This is a genomic window from Anaeromyxobacter sp. K, from assembly GCF_000020805.1.
GTDB lineage: Bacteria > Myxococcota > Myxococcia > Myxococcales > Anaeromyxobacteraceae > Anaeromyxobacter > Anaeromyxobacter dehalogenans.
In genome coordinates, this window is sequence record NC_011145.1 from 2152685 (window position 1) to 2172197 (window position 19513).

19 protein-coding genes and 1 tRNA gene are annotated in these 19513 nt (G+C 72.3%); 17 read left to right on the forward strand and 3 right to left on the reverse strand.

Going from position 1 to position 19513, the window contains the following annotated elements; genetic code table 11:
* Positions 1-35: 35 nt before the first annotated feature.
* On the reverse strand, positions 36-959 hold the full coding sequence (rpoH, locus tag ANAEK_RS09455; RefSeq protein ID WP_012525929.1) for an RNA polymerase sigma factor RpoH: 924 nt from the start codon (positions 957-959) through the stop codon (positions 36-38).
* 308 nt (positions 960-1267) lie between these two features.
* On the opposite strand from rpoH, the gene ANAEK_RS09460 reads away from it, so the two are divergent.
* The 3 genes from ANAEK_RS09460 to rplC all read left to right on the forward strand — a co-directional run bounded on the left by ANAEK_RS09460 (position 1268) and on the right by rplC (position 3212).
* Positions 1268-1987, forward strand: a complete 720-nt coding sequence (locus ANAEK_RS09460; protein WP_012525930.1) for a sensor histidine kinase KdpD — start codon at positions 1268-1270, stop codon at positions 1985-1987.
* Positions 1984-2364 (forward strand): response regulator transcription factor, encoded by a 381-nt coding sequence (locus ANAEK_RS09465; protein ID WP_012525931.1) that lies wholly within the window; start codon positions 1984-1986, stop codon positions 2362-2364. The genes ANAEK_RS09460 and ANAEK_RS09465 overlap by 4 nt, the downstream gene beginning before the upstream one ends.
* Positions 2365-2501: 137 nt before the next feature.
* Positions 2502-3212, forward strand: a complete 711-nt coding sequence (rplC, locus tag ANAEK_RS09470) for a 50S ribosomal protein L3 (protein ID WP_012525932.1) — start codon at positions 2502-2504, stop codon at positions 3210-3212.
* A 215-nt stretch (positions 3213-3427) separates the two neighbouring features.
* Here rplC and typA read toward each other — a convergent pair whose 3' ends face one another.
* The gene (gene typA, locus ANAEK_RS09475) at positions 3428-5275 is read right to left on the reverse strand and encodes a translational GTPase TypA (RefSeq protein WP_012525933.1); all 1848 of its coding nucleotides are present in this window, start codon (positions 5273-5275) and stop codon (positions 3428-3430) included.
* A 123-nt stretch (positions 5276-5398) separates the two neighbouring features.
* Entirely contained in the window at positions 5399-6727 is a 1329-nt protein-coding gene (locus tag ANAEK_RS09480) for a DUF4388 domain-containing protein (RefSeq protein WP_012525934.1), read from the reverse strand.
* 63 nt (positions 6728-6790) lie between these two features.
* On the opposite strand from ANAEK_RS09480, the gene ANAEK_RS09485 reads away from it, so the two are divergent.
* The 14 genes from ANAEK_RS09485 to rplT all read left to right on the forward strand — a co-directional run bounded on the left by ANAEK_RS09485 (position 6791) and on the right by rplT (position 19505).
* The gene (locus tag ANAEK_RS09485; RefSeq protein WP_304411953.1) at positions 6791-7198 is read left to right on the forward strand and encodes a VOC family protein; all 408 of its coding nucleotides are present in this window, start codon (positions 6791-6793) and stop codon (positions 7196-7198) included.
* The gene (locus ANAEK_RS09490; RefSeq protein ID WP_012525936.1) at positions 7195-7962 is read left to right on the forward strand and encodes a hydroxyacylglutathione hydrolase C-terminal domain-containing protein; all 768 of its coding nucleotides are present in this window, start codon (positions 7195-7197) and stop codon (positions 7960-7962) included. The genes ANAEK_RS09485 and ANAEK_RS09490 overlap by 4 nt, the downstream gene beginning before the upstream one ends.
* 6 nt (positions 7963-7968) lie before the next feature.
* Positions 7969-8583: a CDP-alcohol phosphatidyltransferase family protein gene (locus ANAEK_RS09495; protein WP_012525937.1), complete on the forward strand. Its 615-nt coding sequence runs from the start codon at positions 7969-7971 to the stop codon at positions 8581-8583.
* A 38-nt stretch (positions 8584-8621) separates the two neighbouring features.
* Positions 8622-8693 (forward strand) — tRNA-Val (locus ANAEK_RS09500).
* A gap of 77 nt (positions 8694-8770) precedes the next feature.
* Positions 8771-10723: a threonine--tRNA ligase gene (gene thrS / locus ANAEK_RS09505; RefSeq protein ID WP_012525938.1), complete on the forward strand. Its 1953-nt coding sequence runs from the start codon at positions 8771-8773 to the stop codon at positions 10721-10723.
* Positions 10724-10884: 161 nt separating this feature from the next.
* On the forward strand, positions 10885-12456 hold the full coding sequence (locus tag ANAEK_RS09510; protein ID WP_012525939.1) for a 2-isopropylmalate synthase: 1572 nt from the start codon (positions 10885-10887) through the stop codon (positions 12454-12456).
* Positions 12456-13898 carry a 3-isopropylmalate dehydratase large subunit gene (gene leuC / locus ANAEK_RS09515; protein ID WP_012525940.1) on the forward strand — a complete coding sequence of 481 codons (1443 nt, stop codon included), beginning with the start codon at positions 12456-12458 and terminating at the stop codon, positions 13896-13898. The genes ANAEK_RS09510 and leuC overlap by 1 nt, the downstream gene beginning before the upstream one ends.
* Entirely contained in the window at positions 13898-14473 is a 576-nt protein-coding gene (leuD, locus tag ANAEK_RS09520; protein ID WP_012525941.1) for a 3-isopropylmalate dehydratase small subunit, read from the forward strand. Before leuC ends, leuD begins: the two co-directional genes overlap by 1 nt.
* Positions 14474-14687: 214 nt before the next feature.
* Complete coding sequence (gene ilvB / locus ANAEK_RS09525) at positions 14688-16394, forward strand: biosynthetic-type acetolactate synthase large subunit (protein ID WP_012525942.1); 1707 nt, start codon at positions 14688-14690, stop codon at positions 16392-16394.
* Position 16395: 1 nt separating this feature from the next.
* The gene (gene ilvN / locus ANAEK_RS09530; RefSeq protein WP_012525943.1) at positions 16396-16932 is read left to right on the forward strand and encodes an acetolactate synthase small subunit; all 537 of its coding nucleotides are present in this window, start codon (positions 16396-16398) and stop codon (positions 16930-16932) included.
* A gap of 10 nt (positions 16933-16942) precedes the next feature.
* Positions 16943-17968 (forward strand): ketol-acid reductoisomerase, encoded by a 1026-nt coding sequence (gene ilvC / locus ANAEK_RS09535; protein WP_012525944.1) that lies wholly within the window; start codon positions 16943-16945, stop codon positions 17966-17968.
* A 126-nt stretch (positions 17969-18094) separates the two neighbouring features.
* On the forward strand, positions 18095-18793 hold the full coding sequence (infC, locus tag ANAEK_RS09540; protein ID WP_012525945.1) for a translation initiation factor IF-3: 699 nt from the start codon (positions 18095-18097) through the stop codon (positions 18791-18793).
* Between the two features lie 62 nt (positions 18794-18855).
* Positions 18856-19059: a 50S ribosomal protein L35 gene (gene rpmI, locus ANAEK_RS09545; RefSeq protein WP_012525946.1), complete on the forward strand. Its 204-nt coding sequence runs from the start codon at positions 18856-18858 to the stop codon at positions 19057-19059.
* 101 nt (positions 19060-19160) lie between these two features.
* A complete protein-coding gene (rplT, locus tag ANAEK_RS09550; RefSeq protein ID WP_012525947.1) occupies positions 19161-19505 on the forward strand; it encodes a 50S ribosomal protein L20 in 345 nt (114 codons plus the stop codon).
* Positions 19506-19513: the final 8 nt, after the last annotated feature.

Sequence of the window (19513 nt, forward strand, 5' to 3'; positions counted from 1 at the left end):
GGCCCCGGGCGGCCCAGGGCCGGGCGAGCCCGCGGTCAGGCCAGCGCGCGGTCGTCGATGTCCACCGGCGCGCCGTCGGTGGGCCAGTCGATCTCCGTCGCGAGCGCGCGCAGCTCCTCCTTCAGCTTCTCCTTGGCGCGGATCTCGAGCTGCCGGGCGCGCTCGCGCGAGAAGCCGAAGTGCTCGCCCAGCTCCTTGAGCGTGAGCGGGCGGTCGCTCATGACGCGCATCTCGATGATGTAGCGCTCGCGCTGGTCGAGGCGACCCAGCGCCTCGCCGACCCGGCCGGAGACGACCTTCTGCTCCTGCACGCCGGACAGCTCGTCGTCCTGCGAGGCGGTGCCGGAGGGGAGGAAGTCCACGTGGGAGTAGCCGCCGTCGTCGCCCATGGGCGCGTCGAGCGACAGGTCGCGCCCCTCCATCCGCTGCTCCATCTCGCGGACCTCGCCGGGCTTCACGCGGAGCTTCTTCGCCACCTTGTTCGCGTCGTGCCCGTCGGAGTCGGCGCCGTGCTCCTGGGACCGCTTGTCGAGCTCGCGCTTCGTGCGGGCCAGCGAGAAGAACAGCTTGCGCTGCGCCTGCGTCGTCCCGAGCTTCACCAGCGACCAGGACTTGAGGATGTAGTTCTGGATGTACGCGCGGATCCACCAGACCGCGTACGAGATGAGGCGGATGCCCTTGTCCGGATCGAACTTCTGGACCGCCTTCATCAGGCCGATGTTGCCCTCCTGGATGAGGTCGGCCATGCGGAACCCGTAGGAGCGGTATTCGTAGGCGACCTTGACCACGAAGCGGAGGTTCGCGGTGACCAGCCGGTGGGCGGCGCGGGTGTCGCGATCTGCGCAGTACTGGCGCGCCAGCCGCTGCTCGTCCTCGACCGTCAGCAGCGGAAACCGATTGATCTCCGAGAGGTAGACCTCGAGGGAGCTCGCGGTACCCGGGACGCTCTGGCGCTTCATCGGACCTCCGTGGTGCATGGCGGTGGCAGCAAGTAGGCCCCTAAGCAACCCATGTGCCGTCTGGGGTCAAGCGCCTTTCAGCCGTGATCCCGAGTGGTTGCCTGGAGGGCCGCGGCTCGCCAGCCCGGCCGGAGCCCGTAATCCTTACAGGGTCTCCACGAGAAGCCTGCCCTGTTGGGTTTTTCGGCTGTAAGAATTGCAAACACCCGATTCAGGGCGCCTGCGACCCCCTTGCGGATGGGCGGTACCCTCCGCAACCTGTGATGGCTATCCCCAGGAGGCGGCCAGGCGGCCAGGCGGACGCGCGAATGTCGGCGAAGAACGGAACGGAACGGACGGCGAGCGAGGGTGCGCCGGCGGATGCCGAGGAGCGCTCGGGCTACCTCGGCTTCGTCGCGCACGAGGTCCGCAACCCGCTCTCGACCGCGCTCTGGTCGGCCGAGCTGCTGGCGCGCATGAGCGCCGCCGAGCGCGGCGGGGCGCGGGGCGAGAAGCTGACCGCGATGTGCCTGCGCTCGCTGGGGCGGGTGCGCCAGCTCGTCGAGGATCACTTCCTGTGCGAGCGGCTCGAGGTGGGCGGCCTCCCGGTGCGGCCCGAGGCCATCGCGCTTCGCGACGCGCTGGAGCACGCCGCGGGCCACCGGCCGGCGGACGTCGGCGAGGTGTCGCTGGACGGCGTGGAGGCGGCGCTGGCGGTGAGCGCCGATCGCGCGCTCCTCGAGCGGGTGCTCGACGCGCTGGTGGCGGCGGCCGGTCGCGACGGCGAGCCGGTGCGGGTGAGCGCCCGCCTGGACGGGGGCCGGGCGACGCTGCGGGTGAGCGGTTCCGAGGCCGTTCCGGGCGCGCTCGAAGACCCGAAAAAGGGCGCTGCCGGGGATCCCAAGGGCAGGGCGCTCGCGCTGCCCGCGGCGCGCAGGGCGGCGGCGGCGCTGGGCGGGACGCTCTCGGTGGAGGAGGGAGCATTCGTGCTCACCCTTCCCGGAGCCGGAGCGTATACTGCGCGCCCCGCATCGCCGCCGTTGCCATGAACGAACATCCGCTGGTCCTCGTCGTCGACGACGATCCCGACATCCTCGACGCCATCTGCGACATCCTCGAGGGCGAGGGGTATCGCGTGGCGCGCGCGCGGCACGGCCTCGAGGCGCTGGACCGCGTGGCCGAGGAGGAGCCGTCGATCATCCTCCTCGACCTGATGATGCCGGTGATGGACGGGCTCGCGTTCGCGCAGGCGCTCCGCCAGCGGCGGAACGGGGCCGCGCGCATCCCGATCGTGGTCATCTCGGCCGACGGGAACCCGCAGAAGGCGGCGTCGGTGGGCGCCCAGGGCTACCTGGCGAAGCCCTTCGACATCGACGCGCTGCTGGCGCAGGTCACCGACATGGCCGGCCAGGCGATGCCCGGGTAGCCGCGCCCGCCGCCAAAACCCCCCGCGCCACGCGGGCTTCGCTTGACAGCACGCGCGCCGGCGGGTAGAAAGCCCACCCTTTCCAAGGCACGTCCTCCGCGGCCATCCGACGCGCGGCGGACCAATGCGAGGTGCTCATGTCGACGGGACTGCTGGCGAAGAAGGTTGGGATGACGCAGATCTTCACCCCCGAGGGTGACTGCGTCCCGGTGACGGTGCTCGAGGCGGGCCCGTGCACGGTGGTGCGCCGCAAGACGGCGGAGAAGGACGGCTACGACGCCGTCGTGATCGGCTTCGGCGTGGTGGACGAGAAGCACGCCCACCGCCTCTCCAAGCCCGAGGTCGGCGTCTTCAAGAAGGCCGGCACGCCCATCTTCCGCCACGTGAAGGAGATCCGCGTGAAGGACGCCAAGCAGCTCGGCGACCTCAAGGCGGGCGACGTCCTCACCGTGGACAAGGTCTTCAAGGCGAACCAGCGGATCGACGTCGCCGGCGTCACGAAGGGCCGCGGCTTCACCGGCGTCATGAAGCGCTGGAACATGAAGGGCGCCGCGCGCGACAGCTCCACCGCGCACGAGCACCACCGCCACGTCGGCGCGATCGGCCAGCGCAAGACGCCGGGCAAGGTGTGGAAGGGCAAGCACCTCCCCGGCCACTACGGCGTGGACAACGTCACCATCCAGAACCTGACCGTGGTCGGCATCGAGGCCGAGCAGAACGTGCTGCTCGTGTCCGGCGCGGTCCCCGGCCACGCCGACGGCCTGCTGTTCGTGAACACCGCGGCGAAGGGCCAGCCGCGGATCAAGCAGAAGCAGGAGGTCCGCGAGCGCGCCAAGCCGAAGGTGTAGCCGGCTTCGCGGCAGCGCCGCAGGACACGACGCGCCGTCCGGGAGACCGGGCGGCGCGTTTCGCTTTCCGGGCCGCCGTCCGGCGCGCCGCGTCGGGAGGGATCGCGGGGCCGGCGCCGCCCGGGCGGCGATCCGCCGGGGCGAGCGCGGGCCCGGAACGACGAACGCCGCCCGGGGGCCGGGCGGCGTCGGTGCTGCGGGGAGGGGCGGCCCGGCTACGACGCCTCGGCCTGGCCGCGCTTGCGGTCGCGCTCGATCTTGTAGCGCGCGGTCGGGTCGAGGAACTTCTTGCGCAGCCGGATGGACTGCGGCGTCACCTCGACCAGCTCGTCCTCGGCGATCCACTCCAGCGCCGCCTCCAGGCTCAGCTCGCGCGGCGGCGTCAGGATCACGTTCTCGTCGCGGCCGGCGGCGCGGATGTTGGTGAGCTTCTTCTCCTTGCAGATGTTGAAGTCGAGGTCGTTGTCGTGGCTGTGCTCGCCCACGATCATGCCCGGGTACACCTTGTCGCCCGGCTTCACGAACAGCGCCCCGCGCTCCTGCGCGTAGAAGCAGGCGTAGGCGACCACGTCGCCGATCCGGTCGGCCACGATGGCGCCGCTCTTCCGCTTCTCGATCTTGCCCTGCCACGGCTCGTAGCCGTCGAACTGCGAGGACATGATGCCCTCGCCGCGGGTGAGCGTGAGGAAGTCGCCACGGAAGCCGATCAGGCCGCGGGCGGGCACGCGGAACTGGAGGCGGGTGCGGCCCGAGCCGAGCGGCTGCATGTCCACCATGCGGCCCTTGCGCGAGCCCATGCTCTGGGTGACGCCGCCCACGCCGTCGTCGGGCAGGTCGCAGACGAGCAGCTCCATCGGCTCGTGCACCTCGCCCTCGACCGTCTTCAGGATCGGCTCCGGGTTCGAGACGGTGACCTCGTAGCCCTCGCGCCGCATGTTCTCGACGATCACCGCGAGCTGCAGCTCGCCGCGGCCCACCACCTTGAACGCGTCCGGGGTGTCGGTGTCCTCCACGCGGATGGACACGTTGCGGTACGCCTCGCGGTAGAGCCGCTCGCGGATGTTGCGGCTGGTCACGTACTTGCCCTCGCGTCCGGCGAAGGGCCCGTCGTTGACCTTGAAGACCATCGACATGGTGGGCTCCTCCACGCTGATGCGCGGGAGCGCCTCCGGTGCGGCCGGGTCGGCGATGGTGTCGCCGATGCCGATCTCCTCGGCGCCGGCGATGCAGACGATCTCGCCCGGGCCGGCGTCCTTCACCTCGACGCGCTTCAGGCCGTCGTAGGCGTACAGCCGCACGATCTTCGCGGGGACGACCTTGCCCTCCTCGCGCAGCACCGAGATGGCCATGCCCTCGCGCGCCAGGCCGGAGGCGACCCGGCCGATGGCGAGGCGGCCCACGTAGTCGTCGTAGTCGAGGTTGTCGACCAGCATCTGCAGCGTCTCGCGCTCGCCGGCGGGCGGGGGCGGGACGTGGGTGAGGATCGCGTCGAACAGCGGCTTCAGCGACTCCGCCGCGAACGCGCCCTGCACGGTGTGGGCGGCCTTGCCCTCGCGCGCGATCGCGTAGATGACCGGGAAGTCGATCTGCCGCTCGTTCGCGCCGAGGTCGATGTACAGCGAGTAGACGAGGTCGAGGACCTCCTTCGCGCGCGCGTCCTGCCGGTCCACCTTGTTGACGACCAGCACCGAGGGCAGGCCCATCGAGAGCGCCTTGGAGAGCACGAAGCGGGTCTGCGGGAGCGGCCCCTCGGCCGCGTCCACCAGCAGCAGCACCCCGTCCACCAGGCGCAGCGCGCGCTCCACCTCGCCGCCGAAGTCGGCGTGGCCGGGCGTGTCCACGATGTTGATCTTCACGCCCTGGTACGTGACGGCGGTGTTCTTCGCGAGGATGGTGATGCCCTTCTCGCGCTCGAGGTCGTTCGAGTCCATGACCCGCTCGACCACCTGCTCGTTGGCCCGGAACACGCCGGCCTGGCGCAGCATGAAATCGACGAGGGTGGTCTTGCCGTGGTCGACGTGGGCGACGATCGCCACGTTGCGGATCTGCTCGCGGGGGGTCATTGGGCTCCGGCCTGGAAAGGGCCGGTACGGACGCCGGCCTGCAAAGGGCCGGAACTTATAGTCCTTTGACGCCGCGCGGGCAAGGGGAAGCGCGGCGGGCCGCGGACGAGGCCGGCGCGGGCGCTACATGAAGCCGATCCGGCGGGTCGAGGCGAGCACGCGCTCCACCTCGTCGAGCACGCGGAGCGTGCGGCAGGCGGCCAGGAACGCGCGCGCGTCGCGCGCCGGCAGCTCGGTGAGCCGCAGCAGATCGTCCACGCTCTTGGTGCCGTCGGCGAGCGCGAGGAGCCGCGCCTCCTCCGGCCGCAGCCGCAGCGCGTACAGCTCGAAGGCGGGATCCGGGACCGGGGCGAGGTGCGCCGCGCCGGGCAGGTCCTCGCGCAGCCGCTCGGGGGAGGCGGTGCGGCGGATGCCGTCGAGGATCACCTCGGCCGGATCCAGCCGGAGCGGCACCCGCCCGGCCGGCGGGCGGCCGTGCTGGAACGCGTAGGTGCCGTCGCGCCACTCGAAGGTGGACCAGGCCACGGCGCGCACCAGGCCGGTGAGCAGCTCCACCCGCTGGTCGGGGGTGATGACGCCCGCCTCGACCAGCAGGTCCGAGGTGCGCGCGCCGGGTGGCGCCGCGCGCCGGAGCGCCTCCAGCCGCTCGGCGGTCACGGCGCCCCGGCGCACCGCCACCGCGCCGAAGCGCTCCGCCGCCACGTTCGAGGCCGCGTACACCGGCGCGCCGCGCTCGACCACCACGATGCGGCGCACCGGCCCGCGCGTGAGCGTGAGCGCGCCGCTGGCCTGGCCGACGTGCAGGGCCACCAGGAGGCGCGGCACCCGCGTGGCGGAGAGCTCGCCGGCCGACGCCGGCGCCGGCTCCGGCGCGGTGGCGCGGGCGTGCCGCGTCTCGGGCAGCGGGGTGAGGAACGCGTCGTGCGCCGCCGGCGGGGCCGGGCGCGCGGCGGCCGGCGGCAGGTCGAGCGCGGGCAGCGGCGGCGCCGCGAGCGGCGCGGGATCGCCCTCGCCGGGCGGGAGCGGCAGCGCCCCGGTGACCTCGTCGGGCGCCTCCTCCGGCGCGGGCGACGGGGCGTGCGTCCCGAGCCGCCGCGCCACCGCGGCCGCCAGCGCGTCCACGTCGAACGGCTTCTCGAACACCTCGCGCGCGCCGAGCCGGCGCAGCGCCGCCTCGCCCTGCCGCCCGCGGTACACGCCGGACACCACCAGCGCCGGTACACCCGCGCGCCCGAACGCCGCGAGCAGCTCGCCCGCGCCCACGTCGGCCACCGGCAGGTCCAGCACCGCCGCGCGCGCGCCGCCGCGGGCCAGCGCCTGCAGCGCGGCCCGGCCGCTGCCGACCGCCTCGGCGGCCGCGCCCAGCCGCACCGCCGCGCCCGCGACGAGGCCCGCCAGCGCGGCGTCCTCGGAGAGCACCAGCAGTCGCCTGGGGAAGGGGGAGGGGTTCACGGCCCGCCGAGGCTATCACGGGTGTGGTGGCGTCCGGCCAGGGCGAGGGGTTACCCTCCGCGCGTGCCGCCCGCGCTCCACCACCTCGCCATCCAGTGCGCCGACCTGTCCCGCTGCGAGCGGTTCTACCGGGAGGTGCTGGGCCTGGAGGTGCTGCGGCGCTGGCCGCGCGAGGAGGGCGGGGGCGACCGGAGCGTGTGGCTCGCGCTCGGGGAGGGGCAGTTCCTGGCGCTGGAGCGCGCCGAGGAGGCGCCGGCCCCGCGCCCCTGGCGCGACGGCAAGCCGGGGCTGCACCTGGTGGCGCTGCGCATCGGGCCGGACGAGCGGCGGGCCTGGGAGGACCGGCTGGAGGAGGCGGGCGTGCAGGTGGTCCACCGGACCCGCTGGACCATCTACGTGCTCGACCCCGAGGGGAACCGCATCGGGCTCAGCCACCACCCGCACGACGCCGGGGGCGGGGAGCGGCCGTGATCTTCGACCGCCGCCGGTACGGGAAGGACAACTACACCTACCTGCTCGCCGCGGGCGGGGACGCGGCGCTGGTGGATCCCGGCGATCCGGACGCCGCGCTCGCGCTCGCCGCCGCGCACGGCGTCCGCCCGCGCTGGATCCTCCACACGCACGGCCACGCCGACCACACCGGCGGCACCGCCGCGGTGGCGCGCGCGCTCGGGGCGCAGGTGCTCGGGCACGGCGGCGACGCGGAGCGCTTCCGGCCCGACGTGGACCTGGCCGGCCGCGCCGAGGTGGCGCTCGGGGCGCTCGCGCTGCGCGTGCACCCGGTCCCGGGCCACACGCCGGGCTCGGTGCTGCTGGAGTGGGCGGGGCGGCTGCTGACCGGCGACACGCTGTTCTGGGCAGGGTGCGGCAACTGCCGGCACGGGGGCGATCCCGCCCGGCTGGCGGAGAGCTTCCTCGGCCCCATCGCGCGGCTCGACGGCGCGCTGGAGGTCCACCCCGGCCACGACTACGCCGCGCCCAACCTCGCGTTCGCGCTCGCGCTGGAGCCGGACGGCGCGGCGGCGCGCGCGCGGCTGGCGGAGGTGGAGGCGGCGCACGCCGCCGGGCGCGAGCCCGCGCCGAGCACGCTCGCCGGCGAGCGCGCGGTCAACCCGTTCCTGCGGCTCGACGCGCCCGGCGTGGCCGCCGCGGTGGCGCGCGCCGACCCCGCGGCCGCGGCCGCCGGCCCGGTGCGGCGCTTCGTGGCGCTGCGCGCGCTGCGCGACCGCGCGTGAGGCGTCGTGAGCGTCCCGCCCCCGCGCCCGCTCGACGACGAGCCCCGCCCGGCCGAGGACGAGGGCTCGCCGGTGAACCTCGCGAACGCGCTCACCGCGCTGCGCATCGCGCTCGCGCCGGCGTTCCTGGTCCTCTACGTGGGCGGCGACCGGCCCCGCGCGCTGGCCGCGTTCGCGGCGGCGGCCGCGACCGACGTGCTCGACGGGCTGGTGGCGCGCGCGCTCCGGCAGCGCACCCGGCTCGGCGCGTTCCTCGATCCCATCGCCGACAAGTTCCTGGCCGCGTGCGCGCTGGTGGCGCTGGCCGCCACCGGCCGGCTGCCGGCGTGGCTCCCGGCGCTGGTGGTGGCCCGCGACCTGGCGCAGCTGGCCGGCGCGGCGCTCCTGCGCACCGTCCACCGGGTCATCCCGGTCGCCCCGACCCGCATCGGCAAGTACGCCACGTTCGCGCTCGCCGCGACCGTGCTCACCGCGCTCGCCGGCGACTACGGCGGCTACCCGCGGCGCGCCGTCGAGCCGTACGTGGCCGCCCTGGGGCTGCTGGCGGCGCTGTGCGTGACGGTCTCGTTCGCGCAGTACTTCCTGTTCTTCCTGCGCGCCGCGCGCGCGCCCGGCCGTTGACACCGATTCCCGTTCGGCTATAACCGCGCCTCATCGAAGGGCGCGTGGCTCAGTGGTAGAGCACCTGCTTGACACGCAGGGGGTCGCTGGTTCGATCCCAGCCGTGCCCACATCGCGGGCGTCCCCCGCCACCGAGGGCCAGCCGCCAGGCTGGCCTTTTTTTTCGACCGCAGATAGGCATACCGACATGTCCGACCTCGTGAAGGTGACGCTCCCGGATGGCAGCCAGAAGGAGGCGCCGCGGGGCACCCCGGTGATCGACTTCGTGAAGGGGCAGATCGGCCCGGGCCTCGCGAAGGCGGCCTACTTCGCCAGGCTGGACGGGGAGCCGGTGGACCTCTCCCGCGCCATCGAGCGCGACGCGCGGCTGGAGATCGTCACCACGAGGAGCCCGGAGGCGCTCGAGGTCGCGCGCCACGACGCCGCGCACGTCATGGCGAGCGTGGTGCAGAAGCTCTACCCCGGCACCCAGGTCACCATCGGCCCGGCCATCGAGGACGGCTTCTACTACGACTTCGCGCGCGAGACCCCGTTCACGCCCGAGGACCTCGAGCGGATCGAGAAGGCGACGAACGAGGCGATCAAGGCCGACCTGCCGTTCGTCCGCTCCGAGATCTCGATGGAGGCCGCGCTGGCGCTCTTCGAGGGCATGGGCGAGCGCTACAAGGTCGAGATCGTGAAGGACATCGCCGCGAAAGGCGCGAAGACGCTCACGCTCTACAAGCACGGCGACTGGGTGGACTTCTGCCTCGGGCCGCACGGGCCGTCCACCGGGCGCATCGGCGTCGTGAAGCTGCTGAACGTGGCCGGCGCGTACTGGCGCGGCGACGCGAAGAACGCGATGCTCCAGCGCATCTACGGCACCGCCTTCTTCGACAAGAAGGAGCTGGACGCGCACCTCGCGAAGCTCGAGGAGGTGAAGAAGCGCGACCACCGCCGCCTCGGCCCGCAGCTCGGGCTGTTCACGTTCCACGAGTTCGCGCCCGGCGCGCCGTTCTGGCTGCCCGCCGGCACCGTCCTCTACAACGTGCTCGAGGACGCGATGCGCCGCCTGGTGCTGAAGAACGGCTACCAGGAGGTGAAGACGCCGCTGCTGTTCAACAAGCGGCTGTGGGAGACCTCCGGGCACTGGGGCAAGTACCGGGAGAACATGTTCCTGGTGGTGGACAGCGAGTCGGATCCGGCGCTCCCGCTGGAGGACCGGTGCAGCTTCTCGCTGAAGCCCATGAACTGCCCGTCGCACCACCTCATCTACAGGATGGACAAGCGCTCGTACCGCGAGCTGCCGGTCCGCTACTTCACCACCGACGCGCTCCACCGCAACGAGGCGTCCGGCTCGCTGGGCGGCCTCACCCGCGTGCGCCAGTTCGAGCAGGACGACGCGCACATCTACCTGCGCGAGGAGCAGGTCACCGACGAGGTGCTGCGGATCTTCGAGCTGATGAAGGTGGTCTACGGCGCGTTCGGCCTGGGCTTCGAGGCCACCTTCTCCACCCGGCCCGAGCAGCGCATCGGCGACGACGCGCTCTGGGACCGCGCCGAGGCGCTCCTGCGGAAGTCGCTCGACGCGACCGGGCTGAAGTGGACGCTCAACGCGGGCGACGGCGCGTTCTACGGCCCGAAGATCGACATGCTGGTGACCGACTCGCTGGGCCGGAAGTGGCAGACCTGCACCATCCAGCTCGACTACGCCGCGCCCGAGCGCTTCGACCTCACCTTCGTGGGCGAGGACAACAAGGAGCACCGGCCGGTGGTGATCCACCGCGCCATCTACGGCTCCTTCGAGCGCTTCGTCGCGATCCTGGTCGAGCACTACGCCGGCGCGTTCCCGGCCTGGCTCGCGCCGGTGCAGGCGCGGGTGGTGACCGTCTCGGATCGCTTCGAGGCGTGGGCGCGCGAGGCGGGGGAGGCGCTGCAGGCGCGCGGCTGGCGCGTCGAGGTGGACGCGTCGTCGGACAAGCTCGGCGCGAAGATCCGCAACGCGCAGCTCGCCAAGATCCCGTTCACGCTGGTGGTCGGCGAGAAGGAGGTCGAGGCGAAGGGCGTCTCGCCGCGCCGGCACGGCGGCGAGGACCTGAAGACCATGCCGCTCGAGGCCTTCGCCGAGTTGATGACCCGCGAGGCGACGGCGCCCTTTTAAGGTCGCCGGGACTGACTCCACGCCCACCAGGGTGCGGTAGAACGCCCATTTACGGGTGTTCGATGGGTACACATCGCCGGACGTTTCTGGTACCCTTCGCGGTTCCCGTTTCAGCCGAGCCGGTCAGACCGAGTCAAGGTCCCGGAAGGAGAGACGAAACCGTGAGCGACGCAGGCCAAAGGGTCACCATCTTCGACACCACTCTCCGCGACGGGGAGCAGTCGCCGGGGGCGTCGATGAACCTGGGGCAGAAGCTCCAGGTGGCGCGGGCCCTTCGGGATCTGGGCGTGGACGTGATCGAGGCCGGCTTCGCGGCCGCCTCCCCCGGTGATCTGGAGGCGATCCAGGCGGTCAGCCGGCAGGTCGAGGGGCCGATCGTCGCGAGCCTGTCGCGCTGCAACAAGGGCGACATCGAGGCGTCGTGGAAGGCGCTCGCCGACGCACCGCGGCGCCGCTGCCACGTGTTCCTCGCCACCTCGCCCATCCACCGCGACTTCAAGCTGAAGCTCGCGAAGGACGAGATCATCAAGCGCTCCGTGGACGGCGTGAAGCTCGCCCGCGAGAAGTTCGACGACGTCGAGTTCTCCGCCGAGGACTCCGCCCGCACCGAGCTCGAGTTCCTGGCCGAGGTGGTCGAGCGCGTCATCGAGGCCGGCGCCGGCACCGTGAACATCCCGGACACGGTCGGCTACGCGCTCCCCTCGACCTACGCCGAGACCATCCGCTACCTGCGCAAGCACGTCCGCGGCATCGAGAAGGCGGTCATCTCGGTGCACTGCCACAACGACCTGGGAATGGCGGTCGCGAACAGCCTGGCCGGCGTGCTCGAGGGCGCGCGCCAGGTCGAGTGCACCATCAACGGCATCGGCGAGCGCGCCGGGAACGCGTCCCTCGAGGAGATCGTCATGGCGTTCAAGACGCGCCACGACGTCCTCGGGGTGACCACCGGCGTCCAGACCGAGCGGCTCTTCCCCACCAGCCGCCTGGTGTCGCAGGTGACCGGGCTCCACGTGCAGCGGAACAAGGCCATCGTGGGCCAGAACGCGTTCGCGCACGAGGCCGGCATCCACCAGCACGGGATGCTCACCAACCGCGAGACCTACGAGATCATGCGGCCCGAGGAGGTCGGCTTCGCCCGCAGCCAGCTCGTGCTCGGCAAGCACTCCGGGCGCCACGCGCTGAAGGACCGGCTGCTCGCGCTCGGCTACCAGCTCGACGAGGCGCAGATCGACAAGGTCTTCGCCGACTTCAAGGTGCTGGCCGACAAGAAGAAGGACATCTACGACGCCGACATCGAGGCGCTCGTGGTCCACGGGCAGATCCTGGGGAAGGGGAGCGTGGCCTGGGAGCTGGAGGCGCTCTCCACCACCTCCGGCACCGGCACGCTGCCCTGCGCCTCCGTGGCGCTCCGCTCCGCCGCCGGCGAGCGGATCCAGGAGGTCGCGGCCGGCGACGGCCCGGTGGACGCGGTGTACCGCGCCATCGAGAAGGTCACCGGCATCAGCCTCAAGCTCCGCGACTACCAGATCGCGAGCGTGTCCCACGGCGAGGACGCGCAAGGCGAGGTCTCCATCGAGGTCGAGCACCCGACCGGCGTGTACCGCGGCCGCGCGCTCTCCACCGACATCATCGAGGGCAGCGCGCGGGCGTTCCTCGACGTGGTCAACCGGATCGCCCTGAAGATGCCACCGCCCACCGAGAGCGAGGCCCGCGCGGAGATGGGGACGCCCTGATGTCGAAGCGCAGCGACGGCAGCCAGCCGAGGACCATCGTCGACAAGGTCTGGGACGCGCACGTGGTCCGCGCGGAGACCCCGGACGCGCCCGCGATCCTCTACATCGACCTGCACCTCGTGCACGAGGTGACGAGCCCGCAGGCGTTCACGGTGCTGCGGGAGCGCGGCCTGAAGCTCCGCCGCCCCGAGCGCACGCTCGCCACCATGGACCACTCCATCCCGACGCTGCCCCGCGGCGCGGATGGGCGGTGGCCGTTCGTGGACGCGCAGGCGGCGGCGCAGGTCTCGCAGATGGAGCGCAACTGCGCCGACTTCGGCGTCGAGCTGCACGGGCTCGGCGACGACGCGCAGGGCGTGGTCCACGTGTTCGGCCCGGAGATGGGCGCCACCCAGCCCGGCATGACGGTGGTGTGCGGCGACAGCCACACCGCCACGCACGGCGCGTTCGGCGCGCTCGCGTTCGGCATCGGCACCTCCGAGGTCGGCCACGTGCTCGCCTCGCAGTGCCTGCTGCAGCGCCGCCCCCGCACGCTGGCGGTGCGGGTGGACGGGCAGCTCGGCCCCGGCCTCTCCGCCAAGGACCTGATCCTCGCGATCATCGCGAAGCTCGGGGTGGGCGGCGGCACCGGCCACGTCATCGAGTACCTCGGCCCCGCGGTCCGCGCGCTCTCGATGGAGGGCCGCATGACCCTCTGCAACATGTCGATCGAGGCGGGCGCCCGCGCCGGCCTGGTCGCGCCGGACGACACCACCTTCGAGTGGCTGGCCGGCCGGCCCCGCGCGCCGAAGGGCGCCGCGTGGGACGAGGCGGTGGCCCGCTGGCGCGCGCTGCCGTCGGACGAGGGCGCCACCTACGATCGCGAGCTCCGCCTGGACGCCGCCGCGCTCGAGCCGATGATCACGTTCGGCACGAACCCGGGGCAGGGCATCGCCGTCACCGGCCTGGTGCCGGACCCGGTAGCCGAGCGGGACGCCTCCGCCCGCGCCACGCTCGAGGCCGCGCTCCGCTACATGGGGCTCGTCCCCGGCAAGCCCATCGCCGGCCAGAAGGTGGACGTGGTGTTCATCGGCTCCTGCACCAACGGCCGCATCGAGGACATGCGCGAGGCGGCCCGGGTGCTGAAGGGGCGCAAGGTGCGGACCCGCACGCTGGTGGTGCCCGGCTCGCACCGGGTGAAGAAGGACGCCGAGGCCGAGGGCATCGACCGCATCGTGCGCGAGGCCGGCGCCGAGTGGCGCGAGCCCGGCTGCTCGATGTGCATCGCCATGAACGGCGACAACATCCAGGCCGGCCAGTACTGCGTCTCGACGTCGAACCGCAACTTCGAGGGGCGCCAGGGCCCCGGCGGGCGGACGCTCCTTGCCAGCCCGCTCACCGCCGCGGCCGCCGCGGTGACGGGCGCCGTCGCCGATCCCCGCCGCGTGCTGGAGGGCCGGTGATGGAACCGATCCGCGTCATCGAGAGCCGCACCGTCGTCCTCCCCCGCGAGAACGTCGACACCGACCAGATCATCCCGGCCCGCTTCCTCAAGGTCACCGACAAGAAGGGGCTCGGCAAGGCGCTGTTCTCCGACTGGCGCTACGCCGCCGACGGCGCGCCCAGGCCCGACTTCGTCATGAACCGGCCGGAGGCCCAGGGCTGCTCGATCCTGGTGGCGGGCGACAACTTCGGCTGCGGCTCGTCGCGCGAGCACGCGCCCTGGGCGCTGGTGGACGCGGGCGTCCGCGCGGTGATCTCCACCCGCATCGCCGACATCTTCCGCAACAACGCGCTCAAGAACGGCCTCGTCCCGGTGGTGCTCGACGCGGCCAGCCACGCGAAGCTGCTCGCCGCCCCCGGCGCCAGCGTCCGCGTGGACGTCGAGGCGCAGACCGTCACGCTGCCCGACGGGTCCACCGCGCGGTTCCCGCTGGACGGGTTCGCGCGCTACTGCCTGCTGAACGGCGTGGACGAGCTCGGCTTCCTGCTCGCGCAGGAGGCGGACATCGCCGCGTTCGAAGGGGGCCGCCGGTGAGCGAGGGCGCCAAGCGCCTCGCCGTTCCCGGCGGCGCCGCCGCGTCCGCGCCCTCGCGCGGCTCCGCGGGCCGCGGCATCCGCGCCGTGGCCGTATGACGCGCACGGTCCGCGCCGGCGCCGCCCCCCGGGGCGGCGACGCCGGGCCGTGCGTCGGCGTTCCGCTTCGACGACAGCGCAGCTCCCTCGAACACTCGTGAATCGAAGGTGACGGCATGGCCAAGGAGAAGATGACGGGCGCGAAGGCGGTCCTGCGCGCCCTGGACGCGGAGGGGGTGGAGGTCCTCTTCGGCATCCCGGGCGGCGCGATCCTCCCGCTCTACGACGCGCTGTACGGGGTCGAGCGGCCCAAGCACGTGCTGGTCCGCCACGAGCAGGTGGGCGGGCACGCCGCGGAGGGCTACGCCCACGCCACCGGCAAGGTGGGGGTGTGCATGGGCACGTCCGGCCCCGGCGCGACCAACCTCGTGACCGCGATCGCCGACGCGTACATGGACTCGGTGCCCATGGTCGCGATCACCGCGAACGTGTCCTCGAGCCTCATCGGCACCGACGCGTTCCAGGAGGCGGACATCACCGGCATCACCATGCCGATCACCAAGCACAACTGGCTGGTGACCGACGTGCGCGAGCTGCCCCGCATCCTCAAGGAGGCGTTCTACGTGGCCCGCACCGGCCGGCCCGGCCCGGTGCTGGTGGACATCCCCAAGGACGTCCTCAACGCCGAGCTCGAGTTCGAGTGGCCGGAGACGGTGGAGATCCCCGGCTACCACCCGCCGGTCCGCGAGGAGCCGCGGCTCAAGGACGCCGCGCAGCTCATGCGCGCGTCCAGCCGGCCGGTGGTGTACCTGGGCGGCGGCGTCCGCACCGCCGACGCGCACAAGGAGGTCTTCGCCTTCGCCGAGTTCCTCGGCGCGCCGGTGGTGACGACGCTCCACGGCAAGGGCGCGTTCCCGGAGACCAGCCCGCTGTGCCTGGGCATGTTCGGCATGCACGGCTCGCGGTTCGCGAACTACACGGTGCAGGCGTCCGACCTGATCATCGCGCTCGGCGCCCGCTTCGACGACCGCGTCACCGGCAAGCTCTCCACGTTCGCCCCCGAGGCGAAGGTGATCCACCTCGACGTGGACCCGGCGGAGATCTCGAAGCTGGTGACCGCCACCGTGCCGCTGGTGGGCGACCTGAAGCGCCTGCTGCCGCAGCTCCACGAGGAGGCGCGGCGCGCGTTCGCCGACCACGGGCGCCCGGACCTCGCGGCCTGGTGGAAGCGGGTGAACGACTGGCGCGAGAAGCACCCGCTCCGCTACCGCCAGGATCCCAAGCAGCCGCTGCTCCCGCAGTACGTCATCGACACGCTCTGGAAGAGGACCGGCGGCAAGGCCATCGTCACCACCGGCGTGGGCGAGCACCAGATGTTCGCGGCGCAGTGGTGGAAGACCGCCGAGCCCCGGACGTTCGTCACCTCCGGCGGCCTCGGGACCATGGGCTTCTGCCTCCCGTCCGCGATCGGCATCCAGCTCGGCCGCCCGGACGCGCTGGTGATCGGCATCGACGGCGACGGCTCGTTCCAGATGACGCTGCAGGACCTCGCCACCGCGTCGGAGCTCCGGCTGCCCATCAAGATCTTCGTCCTGAACAACCTGTTCCTGGGGATGGTCCGCCAGTGGCAGGAGCTGTTCTACGAGGAGAAGTACGCGGAGACGCCGCTCGCCGACCTCCCGGACCTGGTGAAGCTCGCGGACGCCTACGGGTGCCTCGGCCTGCGCGCCCGGACCCCGGAGGAGCTGGACCAGGTCATCGACCGCGCGCTCGCGAACCAGGACGGCCCCACCATCGTGGACGTCCGGATCCGGCGCGAGGAGAAGGTGTACCCGATGGTGCCGGCCGGTGCCCCCCTCAACGACATGATCGACGGTGAGTGACATGGAACGGACCGAGACCCCGCAGCCGAACGGCTCCACCCACACCATCAGCCTCCTCGTCGAGAACAAGCCGGGCGTGCTGCACCGGATCGCCGGGCTGTTCTCGCGGCGCGGCTACAACATCGCGAGCCTCACCGTCGGCCCCACCGAGCGGGCCGAGTACTCGCGCATGACCATCGTGGTCCGGCTCTCCTCGAGCCCGGTGGACCAGGTGGTCCGGCAGGTCCAGAAGCTGGTCCCGGTGGTGGAGGTGCGCGAGCTCTCGCCCCAGGACCTGATCGAGCGCGAGCTGCTGCTCGCGAAGATCCGCACGCCGGAGCGGAACCACGCCGAGCTCCGGGCGCTGGCCGAGACCTACGAGGCGGTGATCGTGGACGTCTCTCCCGACGCGCTGGTGGTGGAGGCGAGCGGCACCGCCGGCAAGCTCGACGCGCTGGAGGAGCGGCTCCGCCCCTTCGGCATCCAGGAACTCTGCCGCTCCGGGCGCATCGCCCTCGAGCGGGGCTTCAAGACGCTGGCTCCCCCCTCACTGACGTAGAGGAACGAACATGGCGACCATCTATTACGACAAGGACGCGAACCTCGACCTCCTGAAGAAGCGGAAGGTCGCGATCATCGGCTACGGCTCGCAGGGCCACGCCCACGCGCTCAACCTGCGCGACTCCGGCGTGGACGTGCGGGTGGGCCTGGCGGCCGGCTCGAAGTCCAAGGCCAAGGCCGAGGGCGCCGGGCTGCGCGTCCTCTCGGTCGCGGAGGCCTCGAAGGAGGCCGACGTGATCATGGTCCTCATCCCGGACCAGACGCAGAAGAAGGTCTACGACGAGGAGATCGCGCCGCACCTGTCCAAGGGCAAGGCGCTGCTCTTCGCGCACGGCTTCAACATCCACTTCGTGCAGGTCCGCCCGCCCGCCGACGTGGACGTGCTCCTGGTCGCGCCGAAGGGCCCGGGCCACATGGTCCGCCGCCAGTACCAGGACGGCCGCGGCATCCCCGGCCTCGTCGCGGTCCACCAGGACGCGACCGGCCAGGCCAAGGCCGTCGGCCTCGCCTACGCCCGCGGCATCGGCTGCACCCGCGCCGGCGTGCTCGAGACCACGTTCAAGGAGGAGACCGAGACCGACCTGTTCGGCGAGCAGGCCGTGCTGTGCGGCGGCGCGGCGGCGCTGGTGAAGAACGGGTTCGAGGTGCTGGTCGAGGCCGGCTACCAGCCGGAGAGCGCCTACTTCGAGTGCCTCCACGAGCTGAAGCTCATCGTGGACCTCATGTACGAGGGCGGCCTGGCCTGGATGCGCCACTCCATCTCCGACACCGCGGAGTACGGCGACTACACCCGCGGCCCGCGGGTGGTGGACGGCCGGTCCAAGGACGAGATGCGGAAGATCCTCAAGGAGATCCAGGGCGGCCACTTCGCCAAGGAGTTCATCCTCGAGAACCAGGCGGGCGGTCCCACCATGGCCCGCTACCGCGCCGCCGAGGCCGCTCATCCCATCGAGGAGGTGGGCAAGCGCCTCCGCGACATGATGAGCTGGATCCGCGAGGCGAAGAAGGACTCGTCGGACCCGGGCAGCCGCTAGGACCCGCCGCGCCGTCCCCGTCCCCGCACGAGGGGAAGGGGACGCGCGCGCCCGGGCGCACGGCCGCGTTGACATTGCGGCCGAAATCCTTATTCTACAGCGTCTTTTTCCGAGGGCCGGAGGAGCATGGCGATCCAGCACAGAGATCCGCGGGGCGGCGGCGGCAGCCGCGATGCGCGCACCAACCGCCGCATCAAGGCCCGCGAGGTACGTGTCATCGGGGCCGAGGGCGAGCAGCTCGGCGTGCTCCCGATCGACCAGGCGCTGGCGCGCGCGCAGGAGCTGGGCATGGACCTCGTCGAGGTCAGCCCGATGGCGAAGCCGCCCGTCTGCAAGATCATGGACTACGGCCGCTTCAAGTACCTCGAGAAGAAGAAGCAGAACGAGGCCAAGAAGAAGCAGGTCGTGGTGCAGCTCAAGGAAGTGAAGCTCCGCCCGCGCACGGAGGAGCACGACTACGACACCAAGATCAAGAAGGTGCGCGCGTTCCTCGGCGAGGCGAACAAGGCGCGCATCACCGTGATGTTCCGCGGCCGCGAGATGTCCCACCGCGAGCTGGGCCAGAAGGTCCTGCAGCGGGTCATCGAGGATCTGCGCGACGTGGCGGTCATCGAGTCGGCGCCCCGCATGGAAGGGCGCCAGATGTTCATGATCCTCGCGCCGAACCCGAAGATGCTCCAGTCCCAGCGCGACAAGGCCAAGGCCGCGGCCGCCGCGGCGCCCGCCGCTGCCCCCGCCGCCGGCGCGCCCGCGCCCACGCCGGCCCCGGCGCCCGCCGCCCCGGCGCCCGCGCCGGCCGCCGCGGACCCGGCCGCACAGAGATAGACAGCACCGCCGCGCGCAGGCGCGGCGCACGACGCAGCAGCGAACAGGAAGCGACAGGACCCATGCCCAAGCTGAAGACCAAGAGCGGCGCCAAGAAGCGCTTCGTGCCGAAGAAGAGCGGCAAGGTGAAGTTCCGCCGCGCCGGCGTCCGCCACCTCGCCACGTTCGGCAAGACCAAGAAGCAGAAGCGCCACCTGCGCGGGACCGATCACCTCACGCCGATGGACGAGAAGAAGATCAAGGAGTGCTTCCCGTACGCCCGCTAGGGCCGGAGAAGCCGTAACGCCCAAGCGGGGTTCCGAAGCGTACCCGGCCCGTCACGCAGCGTGACGGGCCGACGTGCCTCCCGCCGGCAAGGAGAAGGAAGATGCGCGTCAAGAAGGGATTCAAGGCCCGTCGCCGTCGCAATCGCGTCCTCAAGCTCGCGAAGGGCTTCCGTGGCCGCCGCAAGAACTGCTACCGCCGCGCGAACCAGGCGGTGGAGCGCGCCCTCAACTACTCGACCCGCGATCGCCGGCTGAAGCGGCGCGAGTTCCGGGCGCTCTGGATCGTCCGCATCAACGCGGCCGCCCGCCAGAACGGCACCACCTACTCGAAGCTGGTCGCCGCGCTCCGCAAGGCCGGCATCGAGATCGACCGCAAGATCCTCGCCGATCTCGCGCTCGCCCTCCCGGGCGACTTCGCCGCCATCGTCAAGACCGCCCAGGCGTAGGGGAGGGG

Coding starts and splice junctions, on each gene's coding strand:
- rpmI (WP_012525946.1), top strand. CDS start 18,856: ATGCCCAAGCTGAAGACCAAGAGCGGCGCCAAGAAGCGCTTCGTGCCG.
- ANAEK_RS09460 (WP_012525930.1), top strand. CDS start 1,268: ATGTCGGCGAAGAACGGAACGGAACGGACGGCGAGCGAGGGTGCGCCG.
- thrS (WP_012525938.1), top strand. CDS start 8,771: ATGTCCGACCTCGTGAAGGTGACGCTCCCGGATGGCAGCCAGAAGGAG.
- typA (WP_012525933.1), bottom strand. CDS start 5,275: ATGACCCCCCGCGAGCAGATCCGCAACGTGGCGATCGTCGCCCACGTC.
- ANAEK_RS09465 (WP_012525931.1), top strand. CDS start 1,984: ATGAACGAACATCCGCTGGTCCTCGTCGTCGACGACGATCCCGACATC.
- infC (WP_012525945.1), top strand. CDS start 18,095: ATGGCGATCCAGCACAGAGATCCGCGGGGCGGCGGCGGCAGCCGCGAT.
- leuC (WP_012525940.1), top strand. CDS start 12,456: ATGTCGAAGCGCAGCGACGGCAGCCAGCCGAGGACCATCGTCGACAAG.
- ilvC (WP_012525944.1), top strand. CDS start 16,943: ATGGCGACCATCTATTACGACAAGGACGCGAACCTCGACCTCCTGAAG.
- ilvN (WP_012525943.1), top strand. CDS start 16,396: ATGGAACGGACCGAGACCCCGCAGCCGAACGGCTCCACCCACACCATC.
- ilvB (WP_012525942.1), top strand. CDS start 14,688: ATGGCCAAGGAGAAGATGACGGGCGCGAAGGCGGTCCTGCGCGCCCTG.
- leuD (WP_012525941.1), top strand. CDS start 13,898: ATGGAACCGATCCGCGTCATCGAGAGCCGCACCGTCGTCCTCCCCCGC.
- rplT (WP_012525947.1), top strand. CDS start 19,161: ATGCGCGTCAAGAAGGGATTCAAGGCCCGTCGCCGTCGCAATCGCGTC.
- rplC (WP_012525932.1), top strand. CDS start 2,502: ATGTCGACGGGACTGCTGGCGAAGAAGGTTGGGATGACGCAGATCTTC.
- rpoH (WP_012525929.1), bottom strand. CDS start 959: ATGAAGCGCCAGAGCGTCCCGGGTACCGCGAGCTCCCTCGAGGTCTAC.